Origin of the sequence: Streptomyces sp. NPDC007896 (assembly GCF_042959425.1) — a bacterium.
Classification (GTDB): Bacteria; Actinomycetota; Actinomycetes; order Streptomycetales; family Streptomycetaceae; genus Streptomyces.
This window is the reverse complement of record NZ_JBIBKX010000001.1, coordinates 84,681-97,912: the sequence shown is the minus strand read 5'-3', so window position 1 is coordinate 97,912 and position 13,232 is coordinate 84,681. Positions and strand designations below refer to the sequence as shown.

At 72.9% G+C, this 13,232-nt stretch carries 12 protein-coding genes; 5 read left to right on the top strand and 7 right to left on the bottom strand.

What is annotated here, in order from left to right; all coding sequences use genetic code 11:
* Positions 1–231: 231 nt before the first annotated feature.
* The gene (locus ACFZDJ_RS00470; protein ID WP_391056784.1) at positions 232–1,332 is read right to left on the bottom strand and encodes an aminotransferase class V-fold PLP-dependent enzyme; all 1,101 of its coding nucleotides are present in this window, start codon (positions 1,330–1,332) and stop codon (positions 232–234) included.
* A gap of 234 nt (positions 1,333–1,566) precedes the next feature.
* Between ACFZDJ_RS00470 and ACFZDJ_RS00465 the strand changes: the two genes are divergently transcribed.
* The 5 genes from ACFZDJ_RS00465 (at position 1,567) to ACFZDJ_RS00445 (ending at position 6,486) form a co-directional block, all read left to right on the top strand.
* Positions 1,567–2,415, top strand: coding sequence for a transporter substrate-binding domain-containing protein (locus ACFZDJ_RS00465; protein ID WP_391055052.1), 849 nt, complete (start codon positions 1,567–1,569; stop codon positions 2,413–2,415).
* The gene (locus tag ACFZDJ_RS00460) at positions 2,412–3,245 is read left to right on the top strand and encodes an amino acid ABC transporter permease (RefSeq protein ID WP_384906095.1); all 834 of its coding nucleotides are present in this window, start codon (positions 2,412–2,414) and stop codon (positions 3,243–3,245) included. The genes ACFZDJ_RS00465 and ACFZDJ_RS00460 overlap by 4 nt, the downstream gene beginning before the upstream one ends.
* Entirely contained in the window at positions 3,242–4,054 is an 813-nt protein-coding gene (locus ACFZDJ_RS00455; RefSeq protein ID WP_390928497.1) for an ATP-binding cassette domain-containing protein, read from the top strand. Before ACFZDJ_RS00460 ends, ACFZDJ_RS00455 begins: the two co-directional genes overlap by 4 nt.
* A gap of 35 nt (positions 4,055–4,089) precedes the next feature.
* Positions 4,090–5,181: an amidohydrolase family protein gene (locus ACFZDJ_RS00450; protein WP_390928499.1), complete on the top strand. Its 1,092-nt coding sequence runs from the start codon at positions 4,090–4,092 to the stop codon at positions 5,179–5,181.
* A 396-nt stretch (positions 5,182–5,577) separates the two neighbouring features.
* The gene (locus ACFZDJ_RS00445; RefSeq protein ID WP_391055048.1) at positions 5,578–6,486 is read left to right on the top strand and encodes an SCO1860 family LAETG-anchored protein; all 909 of its coding nucleotides are present in this window, start codon (positions 5,578–5,580) and stop codon (positions 6,484–6,486) included.
* Between the two features lie 266 nt (positions 6,487–6,752).
* Here ACFZDJ_RS00445 and cobC read toward each other — a convergent pair whose 3' ends face one another.
* From cobC to cobM, 6 genes are read right to left on the bottom strand one after another with little or no spacing between them, the layout of a single operon-like run.
* The gene (gene cobC / locus ACFZDJ_RS00440; protein WP_391055045.1) at positions 6,753–7,832 is read right to left on the bottom strand and encodes an Rv2231c family pyridoxal phosphate-dependent protein CobC; all 1,080 of its coding nucleotides are present in this window, start codon (positions 7,830–7,832) and stop codon (positions 6,753–6,755) included.
* Complete coding sequence (locus ACFZDJ_RS00435) at positions 7,822–8,757, bottom strand: CbiX/SirB N-terminal domain-containing protein (RefSeq protein WP_391055043.1); 936 nt, start codon at positions 8,755–8,757, stop codon at positions 7,822–7,824. The genes cobC and ACFZDJ_RS00435 overlap by 11 nt, the downstream gene beginning before the upstream one ends.
* On the bottom strand, positions 8,754–9,356 hold the full coding sequence (locus ACFZDJ_RS00430) for a precorrin-8X methylmutase (RefSeq protein ID WP_391056781.1): 603 nt from the start codon (positions 9,354–9,356) through the stop codon (positions 8,754–8,756). The genes ACFZDJ_RS00435 and ACFZDJ_RS00430 overlap by 4 nt, the downstream gene beginning before the upstream one ends.
* 5 nt (positions 9,357–9,361) lie before the next feature.
* Positions 9,362–11,053, bottom strand: a complete 1,692-nt coding sequence (gene cobJ / locus ACFZDJ_RS00425; RefSeq protein ID WP_391055041.1) for a precorrin-3B C(17)-methyltransferase — start codon at positions 11,051–11,053, stop codon at positions 9,362–9,364.
* Positions 11,050–12,300, bottom strand: a complete 1,251-nt coding sequence (gene cbiE / locus ACFZDJ_RS00420) for a precorrin-6y C5,15-methyltransferase (decarboxylating) subunit CbiE (RefSeq protein ID WP_391055038.1) — start codon at positions 12,298–12,300, stop codon at positions 11,050–11,052. The genes cobJ and cbiE overlap by 4 nt, the downstream gene beginning before the upstream one ends.
* On the bottom strand, positions 12,297–13,121 hold the full coding sequence (gene cobM, locus ACFZDJ_RS00415; protein ID WP_390928509.1) for a precorrin-4 C(11)-methyltransferase: 825 nt from the start codon (positions 13,119–13,121) through the stop codon (positions 12,297–12,299). Before cobM ends, cbiE begins: the two co-directional genes overlap by 4 nt.
* Positions 13,122–13,232 lie beyond the last annotated feature (111 nt).

The window sequence follows — 13,232 nt, the reverse complement described above, 5'->3', positions numbered from 1 at the left end:
CGCGCGGGGGGGGGGGCGGGGGGCCCGGGGGGCGGGGGGGGGGGCGGCGGCCGGGGGGGGGGGGCCCCCCCCCCCCCCCCGGGGGGGGGGGGGGGGCTGCGCCCCGGCGCCCCATCGGCCTGACGGCCTCGTCCTCACGCGCCGGACGAGCTGGGGGCTTTCAGGGGCGCGGGGAACTGCGCGCCAAGCCCCCACCCGCCCGCAGCCGACACGCCCGCCCGTGGGGTACGGCTAGGACCATGCCTCCGTCGCCGCGCGGCGTGCCGCTTCCAGGTCGACCGTGAGGTCGGACTCGGCCATCGCCGCCCCCAGCGCCGCGAGGCAGGAGTGCACGACCCCCGGCGTCGCGTCGGGACCATAGTGGTTCACCCGGATCATCTCCTTCGCCAGCGCACCCCCGCCCGCGACCAACGGCAACACCGGATCCGCGGCCAACGCCTTCGCGACCAACGCCCCCGCATCGACCCCGGACGGCGCCCGCAACGTCGTGGCGACCGGCGCCGCGTCCCTCGCCTCGTACACATACGGCTCCAGCCCGCCCCCCAGAGCGACCGCCCCCGCCCGCGTGGCCGCCGCCGCCAGGGCATGGCGGCGCATCACCGCGTCGAGCCCCTCCGCCTCGATCCGCTCGGCACACGCCTCCAGCGCCAGCATCTCCAGCTGCGCCGGCGCGTGCAGCAGCGCCTTGCGCCCGCCGTCGACCCACCGCTCCTTCCAGTCCAGGAGGGAGAGGTAGGACCGACGCGGCGCCCCGGGATTGGCGGCCATCCGCGCCCACGCCCGCTCGCTCACGGACACCGCCGACACCCCGGCAGGACCGCCCATCGCCTTCTGCGCCCCGATCACGCACAGGTCGACTCCCCACGCGTCCGGCAGCACCGGCTCCGCGCCGATCGAGGCGACGGCGTCCAGGTAGAACAGCGCGCCGTGAGCGCGCACCACCTCGCCGATCTCCGCGACGGGGTTCGTGTTGCCCGTCGCCGCCTCCGCGTGCACCAGCGAGACGAAGTCGATCGCCGGATGCTCGGCAAAGGCGTCACGCACCTGCGCGGCCGTCACCGCCGTGTGGAACGGCACCGCGAGATCGATCACCGTCGCCCCGCAGTCCCGCAGCCAGTCCCCGAAGGTCTGCCCGTAGGGCCCGGTGATCACGTTGAGCGCGGTGGTGCCGGGCCCGGCCGTGGCGCGAATGGCACCCTCCAGGGGCAGCAGCGCCTCGCCCTGCATGATCACGACGTCCTGCTCGGTGGAGAGCAGCCGCGCCACGCGGTCCTCGATCGCCGCGAAGTGTGCGGCGCTCAGCGGGGCGAGGTCCAGGAAGGGATGGGTCACGACGGTGCTCTCTTCGCTCACGGGTTCCAATGCGCAGCCCCGAGCGTATCCGGCGGCCTTGTCACGCCAAGGGGATCCTCGGTCGTACGGGCGGACACCCCCAGGTCATACGGTCGGGCGGCCCCGCGAGGCATGACTTCTGAGGCCGAACGGCGCAACAACCATCGGATTGGTTTGAGAGAGTCAAACCTTTCCTTATAATCGGAATCCTCAGTTCCCTCACAGGAGGTTCCCGTGAACTCGGTCCTTGGACGCCGGACGCGCATTCTGGCCGCCACCACCGCCACGGCCGGGCTGCTGCTCGTGGCCGGCTGTTCCTCGGGCGGCGGAGGGGGCCAGAGCAGTGCCAAGGGCGTTCCCCTGGTCAAGGCGGGCCAGGTCACGACCTGCACCCACCTCCCGTACCCGCCGTTCCAGTCGGAGATCAACGGCAAGGTGCAGGGCTTCGACGTCGCGCTGATCGACCTGGTCGCGGGGAACCTCGGCGTGAAGCAGGCCATCGTCGACACGCCCTTCGAGAACTTCAAGACGGGCGCGTTCCTCAACTCCGGCCAGTGCGACCTCGCCGCGGCCGGCATGACGATCACGCCGGAGCGCAAGAAGAACGTCGACTTCTCCGACCCGTACTTCGACGCCACCCAGGCCGTCCTGGTCGACAAGAAGAGCGGCGTCGACTCCCTCGCCGACGTGAAGGCCAAGGGCAAGAAGCTCGGCGCCCAGGCGCAGACGACGGGCGAGGACTACGTGCGCAAGCACGGCTACGACCCGGTCTCCTTCGAGTCCTCCGACGCGGTCCTCAACGGCCTGCGCACCGGCCAGGTCCAGGCCGTCATCATCGACTACCCGGTTGTCCAGGGCTGGCTGAAGGACAAGGCGAACGCCGACGCCTTCAAGGTGGTCGACAACCTCAACACCGGTGAGCAGTACGGCTTCACGGTCAAGAAGGGCAACACCAAGCTCCTCGCCGAGATCAACAAGGCGATCAAGCAGGCCAAGGCCGACGGCACGTACAAGAAGCTCTACGAGAAGTGGATCGGCCCGTACCCCGCGTCCGCGGCCACCGCCTCCCCGTCCGCCTCATGAGCGATGCCGACGCACGACTCCAACCCCGCAGGTCCGGCCTGACCCGGCGCCAGAAGCGCGCCCTGTCGCGCGGCGCGCAGTACGTCGTCTTCGTCGCCGCCGTGATCGCCTTCGCGGTCACGGCGGACTGGGGACGTCTGAAGAACCAGTTCGCGCAGTGGGACCTGGTCAAGCAGATGTTCCCGGACGTCATCACGCTGGCGCTGAAGAACACCGTGCTCTACACGATGTCCGGTTTCGTCGTCGGGCTCGTGCTCGGCCTGGTCATCGCCCTGATGCGACTGTCCTCGGTGGGCCCCTACCGCTGGGTCGCCGGCATCTACATCGAGATCTTCCGGGGCCTGCCCGCCCTGCTGATCTTCGTCTTCGTGGGCGTCGCCGTACCGCTCGCGTTCCCGGGCACGCAGATCCCCGGCGGCACCTACGGCAAGGTGGCGCTCGCGCTCGGTCTGGTCTCGGCCGCGTACATGGCCGAGACGATCCGCGCGGGCATCCAGGCGGTGCCCAAGGGACAGATGGAGGCGGCCCGTTCGCTGGGCTTCTCGCACGCCCGGGCCATGGTCTCGATCATCATCCCGCAGGCGTTCCGCATCGTGATCCCCCCGCTCACCAACGAGCTCGTCCTCCTCTTCAAGGACTCCTCGCTGGTGCTGTTCCTCGGGGTCACCCTGGAGGAGCGCGAACTCACCAAGTTCGGGCGCGACCTGGCGAGCCAGACCGCCAACTCCACACCGATCCTGGTCGCGGGCCTGTGCTACCTGCTCGTCACCGTGCCGCTCGGATTCGTCGTACGCCGCCTGGAGGCCAAGGCCGGGGAGGCCACCAAGTGACCAGCACCAGCAGTACCGGCAGTACCGGCACCGGCACTCCGGAGATCGACGTCCGGGACCTGCACAAGTCCTTCGGCGACAACGACGTCCTGCGCGGTATCGACCTGGAGATCGGACAGGGCGAGGTCGTCTGCGTCATCGGACCCTCCGGCTCCGGCAAGTCCACCCTGCTCCGCTGCGTGAACCTCCTGGAGGAACCCACCAAGGGGCAGGTCTTCGTCGGCGGTACCGAGGTCACGCACCCCGACGTCGACATCGACGCCGTACGCCGCCGGATCGGCATGGTCTTCCAGCAGTTCAACCTCTTCCCGCACCTGTCGGTGACCGAGAACCTCACGCTCCCGCAGCGCCGGGTGCTGAAGCGGGACAAGGAGGAGGCGGCCGAGGTCGCCGCCGAGAACCTGGCGCGGGTGGGCCTGTCCGAGAAGGCCGACGCCTACCCCTCCTCCCTCTCCGGCGGCCAGCAGCAGCGCGTCGCGATCGCCCGCGCGCTCGCCATGGGCCCCGAGGTGATGCTCTTCGACGAGCCGACCTCGGCGCTCGACCCGGAGCTCGTCGGCGACGTACTCGCCGTCATGCGCAGGCTCGCCCAGGAGGGCATGACGATGATGGTCGTCACCCACGAGATGAGCTTCGCGCGCGAGGTCGCCGACCGGGTCGTCTTCATGGACGGCGGCGTGATCGTCGAGGACGGCGTCCCCGCGCAGGTCATCGGCAACCCGAGCCACGAGCGCACCCGCCACTTCCTGTCCCGGCTGCTGGACCCGGCGATGGCGGACGTGGAGGAAGACGTCGAAAAGGGCCCGTAGGGTCTCGCCGTTCGGCACGAATTAAGGTGCGGTGCATGAGCGATCGCGCGGTGCTGCACGTGAAGGGGCGGGTGCTCGTCGGGCCCGACGACGTCCGGGACGAACTGTGGGTCGTCGGCGGGAGGATCTCCTACGAGCGTCCCGCCGGCGCCCGTGACATCCGTACCGTCGAGGGCTGGGCCCTGCCCGGTCTCGTCGACGCGCACTGCCATGTCGGCCTCGACGCGCACGGGCCCGTCCCCGACGACGTCTCCGAGAAGCAGGCGCTCACCGACCGCGAGGCCGGCACCCTCCTCATCCGGGACGCGGGCTCGCCCTCCGACACCCGCTGGATCGACGACCGCGCCGACCTCCCGAAGATCATCCGAGCGGGTCGGCACATCGCCCGCACCCGCCGCTACATCCGCAACTACGCGCACGAGATCGAGCCGGACGACCTGGTCGCGTACGTCGCCCAGGAGGCCCGGCGCGGCGACGGCTGGGTGAAACTGGTCGGCGACTGGATCGACCGCGAGACGGGCGACCTCAGCGCCTGCTGGCCGCGCGAGGCCGCTGCGGCGGCGATCGCCGAGGCACACCGCCTCGGCGCACGGGTGACCGCGCACTGCTTCGCGGAGGACTCGCTCAGGGACCTGGTCGAGGCGGGCATCGACTGCGTCGAGCACGCGACCGGTCTGACCGAGGAGACGATCCCCCTCTTCGCCGCCCGCGGGGTCGCGATCGTCCCCACGCTCGTCAACATCGCCACCTTCCCGCAGCTCGCCGCCGGGGGAGAGACGAAGTTCCCGCGCTGGTCGGCGCACATGCGGGCACTGCACGAACGCCGCTACGACACCGTGCGCGCCGCCTACGACGCCGGAGTCCCGGTCTACGTCGGCACCGACGCGGGTGGTTCGCTGGCCCACGGTCTGGTGGCCGGCGAGGTCGCCGAACTCGTCACCGCGGGCATCCCGCCGGTCGAGGCGCTGTCCGCGACGGCCTGGGGTGCCCGGCGGTGGCTCGGGCGGCCGGGACTGGACGAGGGCGCGCCCGCCGACCTCGTGGTGTACGAGGGAGATCCACGCGCGGACGTACGGGTGCTGGCGGCTCCGCGCCGGGTGGTGCTGAACGGGCGGGTCGTGGGCTAGGGCCTGTCCGGCGGAGCAGGTCGTGGGAAACGGGCGGTGCCTCATCGACGCCGGTGGGCGTGTCAAGCCCCGCGTCTGCGGCATGATCCGCCGGACAGGCCCTAGCTACGGAGAGGCAGTCGAGCGTCCGGGCGTCCGGTTGACGGAGCGTTACGCGTCCGCCGGTCGACTCGTTACGCACCACCGTGCGCGCTCCGGAGCGTCGACCGGCGTGTTCGGGGCGGGGCAGTTGAGTGGGTGACGGTGGGGAACATCCGTGCCCAGCTGTGCCGTGAGATTCGAACGAACTCCCGGAAACCCCACGTTGGAGTGAAGTCACGTCAGGTTGCTGACTGCTCACTCTCGGTGCGTAATTCTTGCCGGGTCCCAAGCTGTTCTCTCCTGGGGGTCCCACCCTTGAACGCCAACACCAACTTCCGCATGCCCGTACGCCGTTTCACCGCCGGCGCGGCGGCCACCGTCCTCGCCGCCGGTCCGGTGGTGCTGGCCGGTGCGGGTTCCGCGCACGCGAGCGCCGACCACGGTCGCGCGAGCGCCGTCGTGCTGCGCACCGGGCTCGACGTGTCCCTGCTCAACAAGACCGTGAACGTCCCGCTCGCGGTCTCCCTCAACGAGGTGCGGGCGCCGCGGAGCGCCGAGCGGACCGCGCTGACGGCGAGGCTGGACGGGGTCGACGGTGGACAGCCGTTCAGTGTGCTGCGGGCGGATGTCGCCTCCGCGAAGGCGACGGTGTCCGCGTCGGGGGCCGAGGCGTCCACGAACCTCACCCATGCGCGGATCCATGTCCCCGGGCTGCCGTTGCTGTCCCTCGTCGAGGTCGGGCAGGTGACCTCGAAGGCGACCTGCGAGACGGGTCGCAAGCCCGTGGCGTCCGCCACGCTTCTGGGCGGGGTGACCGTTCTCGGCAAGAAGGTGACACTGACGGTGGGCGGTCCGACGGAGGTGAAGGTGCCGGGGGTCGGTGAGGTCCGGCTCGACTTCTCCAGGACGCGGACCACGACCCGTACGGCGGCCGCGTCCGCGCTCGAACTCAAGATCTCCGTCAACCCGTTGAAGCTGAACGTCGCGGATGTGGAAGGCACCCTGACCCTGGGGTCCGTCACCTGCGAGACCCCGGCCGCGCCCGCTGCCTCCGTGTCTGCCCCCGCCTCCGCCCCCGACATCAAGCCCCAGGGGGCACCGGCGGAGTCGGGCCTCGCGGAGACCGGCGGCACGTCGACGACTCCGTTCGTGGTGGGTGGGGCGGTCGTGCTCCTGGCGGCGGGCGGGGCGGCCGTCGCCCTGGGGCGCCGCCACCGCTCCTGACCCCGACCTGTTCTCGCCCCCGCCGCCCCTACCCGTCCCATCCTCAACCTGGGGGCTCCGCCCCCAGACTCCCGGGCGGATTCTTCGGCTGCGGGTGGGTGGGGGCTGGTCGCGCAGTTCCCCGCGCCCCTAAAAGCTTTCAGCCCGTCCGGCGTTTGAGGACGAGGCCGTTCAGGCCGATCGGGGGTTTGGGGGCGGAGCCCCCAAGCAGGGATGGGACGGGTAGGGGCGGCGGGGGCGAGAAAGGCCATTGCCGCACCTGCCCCTCACCGCCCAGCCACCACCACCGCCCGGTCCAACGCCTGGAGGAACCCATTGACGGTGGCCCGGTCACGTACGGCCAGGCGGAGCCAGTCGTCCCCCAGCCCCGGAAACGTGTCCCCACGTCGCACCGCGAACCCGAGCCCCCGCAGCTGACGCCGCACCACCGTCGCCCGAGGCAGCCGAATCAGCACGAACGGCCCCTCGGCGGGTTCGACGACCCGCAACCCGTCGGGCTCGAACTCCCTGAGCCCCGCGACGAGATGGGCCCGGTCGGAGCCGACCCGCCGAGCCGCGTGGGCGGCCTCCGCGAGCGCCCGGGGCGACACGCACACCTCGGCCGCCGCGAGGGCGGGCGTGGAGACGGGCCAGAGCGGCTGCGCACGGGACAGCTCACGGATCGTGTCGGGCGCGGCCAGGACGTACCCGATCCGCAACCCCGCCAGCCCCCACGTCTTCGTGAGACTGCGCAGCACGACAAGCCCGGGAATGTCCGTCCGCCCGGCCAGCGCCTCCCGCTCACCCGGCACCGCGTCCATGAACGCCTCATCGACCACCAACGTCCGCCCGGGCCGCACGAGCGCCGCGATCGCGACTGCCGGGTGCAGCACGGACGTCGGATTGGTCGGGTTGCCGATCACGACGAGGTCCGCGTCCTCGGGTACGGCCGCGGGATCCAGCCGGAAGCCGTCCGACTCACGCAACAGCACCCGGTCGACCGTGTGGCCGGCATCCCGCAGCGCCGCCTCCGGTTCGGTGAACTGCGGGTGGATCACCACCGGCTGACGGACCTTCAGCGCGCGGGCCAGCAGCACGAACGCCTCCGCCGCCCCCGCCGTCAGCAGCACCCGCTCCACGGGCACCCCGTGCCGCGCCGCCACCGCGGCCCGCGCGGCCCGCCCGTCCGGGTAGGCCGCGAGCCCGTTCAGCGACGCGGCGACGTGCTCGCGCAACCACGCCGGAGGCGTGTCCGCACGGACGTTCACGGCGAGATCGGTGAGTGCCGAGCCGTCGTCCCGCACCTCGGCGTCCCCGTGGTGCCGCAGATCGTGCGCGTCGCCCCCGTGCACCCCCTCAGTGCGCATGCGCGTGCCCGCCGTGGTGGTGCCCGTGGTGGTGTCCGTCGTGGTGGTGCCCGTCGTCGTCCGGGTGGAAGTGTGGCTGCTGGGGGAGGCCCACCTTGTCCTCGAAGCCGGGCAGCGCGATGCGGTAGACACAGGAGTCGCAGTTCATCCGCAGGTCTCCCTTGACGGCCTCCCGGTACCGCTCCATGACCAGGTCGAGCAGCTCCGGCTCGGGGCCGATGACCTCGGCCGACCGCACCTCGACGTCCGGGTGCGCGGCCGCCCAGCCCTCGGTCTGCTGCCGCACCCGGTCGGGGAGGATGCCGGTGAACAGGAAGTACGGCAGCACCACAACCCTCCGCGCGCCCAGCTTCACACAGCGGTCCAGGCCCGACGGGACGTCCGGCGCCGCCAGCGACACGAACGCCGTCTCGACGCCCGCGTACCCGCGCCCCTCCCACAGCAGCCGCGCCGCCTTGTGCACCTCCGCGTTGGCGTCCGGGTCGGTGGAGCCGCGCCCGACGAGCAGCACGGTGACGTCGGACCGGTCCTGCGGCGTACGGGCCGCGGAGCCGAGCGCCTCGTCCAGTCGGCGTTCGAGCACCGCCAGCAGCGACGGGTGCGGGCCCAGCGGGCGCCCGTACGTGTACGAGATCCCGGGGTGCCGCTCCTTCTCGCGGGCCAGCGCCGCCGGGATGTCCCCCTTGGCGTGCCCGGCGGACACCAGCATCAGCGGCACGGCGGCGAACCGGCGTACCCCCTGCTCGACCAGTTCGGTCACGGCGTCACCCAGCGGCGGCGGCGACAGTTCGATGAACCCTCCGGCGACGGGCAGTTCGGGGTGGCGGCGCCCCAACTGCCGTACGAAGTCGCGGAAGGCCTCGGCTCCGGCCTCGTCCCGGGTGCCGTGTCCGGCGATGAGCAGGGCGGGGGGCGGGGTGGTCACGAAAACTCCTTGGTTGCGGGGTGGTACAACAGGGCGTTGAGCGCGGCGGCGGCGACCGCCGAGCCGCCCTTCTCGGACACGTTGCTGACGGCGGGCAGTCCGCTCTCGCGCAGCGCGGCCTTGGACTCGGCAGCGCCGACGAAGCCAACGGGCAGCCCGATGACGAGCGCCGGGTCGGCGTCGAGGGTCAGCAGCTCCTCCAGCGCGGTCGGCGCACAGCCGATCACCCAGAGCGCGCCGGGCCCGACGTCCTCGTAGGCGAGCCGGATCGCGTGGGCCGAACGGGTCAGCCCCGGGCCGGACTTGGCGTCCCTGAGGCGGCAGACGGTGTCGCGGCGCGTGATGCCCGCCGCGACCATCTCCACGTCCACCACGACCGGCGCCCCGGCGTGCAGCGCCGCGTGCGCCTTCGCCAGGGCGCCCTCGTCGGTGACGAGGTCGTCCGCGTAGTCGAGGTCGGCCGCGGAGTGGATGACCCGCTCCACGACCGCCCGCGTCAGCGGCGGGAAGTGCGAGGTGTCCAGGCGGGCACGCAGCCGCCGGAAGGACTCCTGCTCGATGGGGTGCACGATCCGGTTCTCCGGGAACACCTGGCTCACTCGGCTCACTTGGGCTCCTCCTGCCAGCGGTAGCCGCGCGGTGTCACCATGCGCCCGGCGATCTCACGCGTCGCCGTGTTGCCCACGGTCACGACGGTCATCATGTCGACGATCGCCGGATCCAGGGACCCCAGCGACGTCACCCGGCTCGACTCGTCCGGCCGGGAGGCGTTGCGGACGACCCCGACCGGCGTAGTCGGTTCCCGGTGCTCGGCGAGGATCGCGAGCGCCTTCGGGAGCTGCCAGTCGCGGCCCCGGCTGCGTGGGTTGTAGAACGTCACCACGATGTCCGCCTCGGCCGCCGCCCGCACCCGGCGCTCGATGACCTCCCACGGTGTGTGCAGGTCGGAGAGGCTGATCGACACATGGTCGTGGCCCAGCGGCGCGCCCAGGATCGCCCCGGCCGCGAGCGCGGCGGTCACGCCCGGCACCCCGACCACGTCGATGTCGTCGGACGCCTCGGCCAGCGCCGGTGACGCCATCGCGTACACGCCCGCGTCACCGCTGCCGATCAGCGCGACGGCCTGCCCGCGCCGCGCCTCGGCCACCGCCGTGCGCGCCCGCTCCTCCTCGGCGCCGAGCCCGGACTCCAGGATCCGGGTGCCGGGGCGCAGCAGATCGCGGATCTGGTCGACGTACTGGTCGAGCCCGACGAGCACGGACGCCCGCCGCAGCTCCTCCCTCGCCCGCGGGGTGAGCAGGTCACGGGCGCCGGGCCCGAGCCCGACCACCGCGAGCCGCCCGCGTGCCACGCGGCGCACGACGGCACAGGTGGCCATCGCGGGCTGCCCGTCCGCACGCGTCGACTTCCGCTTGGGTACGAGGAGTTCACCACCGCGTACGAGGGCGGCGGCCTCCGCCACGGACGGGGTGCCGACGGCGGTGAGCGGCGCGTCCGAGGGGTTCGGCACGTCCACCGTCGCCAACTCCTCGGCGGTGTACGTCACCACGGGCACCCCGAGCCGTTCGGCGGCCTCGACGATGCCGGGCTCCTCGGCCTTGGCGTCGACGGTGGCCAGCTCCGCGACGGACCTCGGGGACAGCCCGGCGTCCCGGAGTACGTCCTCGACGAGACCGAGGACCTCCGCCACCGGGGCGCCCTTGGACGCGCCGACCCCCACCACCAGGGAGGGCGGCCGCAGCAGCACTTCGCGCTCGCCGGGCGCCACGGCCCGGTCGGTGACACGAATGCCGTACGCGCCCTCCGCCGCGACCGGAAGGGGCGGCAGCGGCCACGCCAACTCGGCCCGCAGGGCGACGGGTTCGCCGTCCAGCAGCGCCCGGGTGACCGCGGCGACCTCCCCCTCCGCGGGGAAGCCGAGCGTGTCGAGACCCGGCACTCCGACCGCGTCCGTCGCGGTCGTCACCACCGGCTCGGCTCCGAGCAACTCGCCCACCTCGCGGGCGAGTTCATTGGCGCCGCCGCCGTGACCGCCGACGAGCGAAACGGCGAACCGGCCGCCCTCGTCCACGCACACGACCCCAGGGTCGGACGTCTTGTCGCCCAGCAGCGGCGCGATCAGCCGCACCACCGCGCCCGTGGCGAGGAAGCACACCAACTGGTCGCACTCCGCGAAGGCCCGCCTGACGGCGTCCCCGACGGACCCGTCGTACACCCGCGTACGGGTGGGCCAGGCCGCGGCCAGCCGGTCACGGGCCGCCGCGCCCGCCGCCGTGGCGGAAATCAGGCCGATCACTGGAGGACTCCTTCGGTACGCGCCGGAGGCCGGACGCCCCACAGCAGAAAAACGGGGTTGGTGGCCGCGAGCCGGGTGACGTTCCCGGGCAACGGCGCGAGCCGGGAGGACTGCAGCAGTACGCCGTCGCAGTCGAAACCGGCGGCGGTGAGCGCCTCCCGGGCCGCCGGCACCCGGTCGAGCGCGGCCATGGCGACGACGACGGCCCGCCGGGCCCGCCGTGCGCAGACGGTCACGATGGCGGGCAGCTCGCGCCCCCCGCCGCCGATGAACACGGCGTCCGGATCGTCCAGGTCGGACAGCACCGTCGGCGCGGCCCCGTGCACCACCCGGACGTCGACGCCGTGCGCCTCGGCGTTGGCGAGGATCCGGTCGCAGCCGTCCCGTGTCTTCTCGATCGCGGTGACGGCGGCCCCGAACCGCGCGCACTCGACGGCGACGGACCCGGAGCCCGCGCCGACGTCCCAGACCAGTTCGCCCAGGCGCGGCCCGAGCCGGGCCAGCGCCAGCGCCCGCACCTCGAACTTGCTGATCATCGAGTCTCGGTGGGCGAACTCGCGCTCGTCCAGGGCCCACCGGTCGGGTCCGGCCGGGGGACCGGCGACCGTCCGCACGGGGGCGAGGGCCCGCGACTCGTCGAGGCACAGGACGACACTCACCGCCGTACCCCAGTCGCGGCCCGCGGCCTCCGCCGGGGTGACCCGCTCGACACGCTCGTGTGCGGGGTCGCCGAGGGCGCTCGCCACGACGAGGACGCGCCCGGCGCAGTGGTGGGCGAGGGCGGCGCCCAGTTCGGCGGGCCCGGAGCCGGGCCCGGTCAGCACCGCCACCTTCGGGTGGGAGCGGCAGACCTGGACGGCCGTGCGCAGCGCGCGTCCGTGGGCGCTCACCACCACCGCGTCGTCCCAGGGCAGCCCGAGCCGCGCGAAAGCGGTCGCGACGGACGAGACACCGGGGCGCACGTCCAGCCGCTCGGCCCCGAACCGCTCGGCCAGCGCCCGCACGATCCCGAAGAACCCGGGGTCACCGGAGGCGAGCACGACGACGCGCCGCTCCTTTTCCAGGCAACCCTCGATCGCGTCGAGGGCGGGCGCGAGCGGCCCCAGGACGATCCGCTCCACCGCGTCGGGCAGCCGCGCCGTCGCAAGGTGCCGTCGGGCGCCCACGACGAGCCCGGCGTCGGCCAGCGCGTCCGAGGCGTCCGGGGAAAGCGGTGCCCCCGTCCCCGTACCGAAGACGGTGATCACGACGGACTGCCCTTGCGGGCCGCGCGCAGCTCCGCGCGCGCCTGCGGATCGGCCCTGCGGAAGCCGTGGAAGTGACCGGGGTGGTAGAGGTGCGAGCGGGTGCCGGTCGCGTCGAGGGCGGGGCCGACCAGGAAGAGGGTGTGCTTCCAGAGCTTGTGCTCCTTGACGGTCTCCTCCAGCGTCTCGATCGTGCACTTCACGACCAGTTCCTCCGGCCAGGTCGCCTGGTAGGCGACCACGACCGGCGTGGACGTCGGATAGCCGCCCTCCAGCAGTTCCCGTACGAGCTGTCCGCTGCGGGCGGCCGACAGGAACAGCGCCATGGTCGTGCCGTGCCGTGCGAACTCCCGCACCTCCTCGCCGGGCGGCATGGGCGTCTTGCCGCCGCCGAGCCGGGTGAGGATCACGGACTGCGCGACCTCGGGGATCGTCAGCTCGCGCTGGGCGAGCGCGGCCACGGCGGAGAAGGAGGAGACGCCGGGAATGATCTCGGTCTCGACGTCGAGGTCCGCACACCGGTCCAGCTGCTCCTGCGTACCGCCCCACAGGGCCGGGTCGCCGGAGTGGATGCGGGCCACCTTCAGCCCCTCGGCCGCCGCCCGCTCGTACACGGCCACGACGTCCTCCAGGGACATCGTCGCCGAGTCCAGGATCTCCGCCCCCTCGCGCGCGTGTTCGAGGACCTCGGCCTGCACCAGGCTGGCCGCCCAGATCACGACGTCGGCCTCGGCGATGGCGCGCGCGGCGCGGAACGTCAGCAGGTCGGCGGCGCCGGGCCCTGCCCCGACGATGGTCACCTTGCCGGTGGGGGCATCGGCCATGGGAATCGGTCCTCTCCTACGGATGAATCGGGTGCTGCGAGAAGTCGGTGGTCGGGTCAGTGGGCGCGAGGTCGTCGCCGGACGTGCGCGAACGGGGTGCGATCGGATACG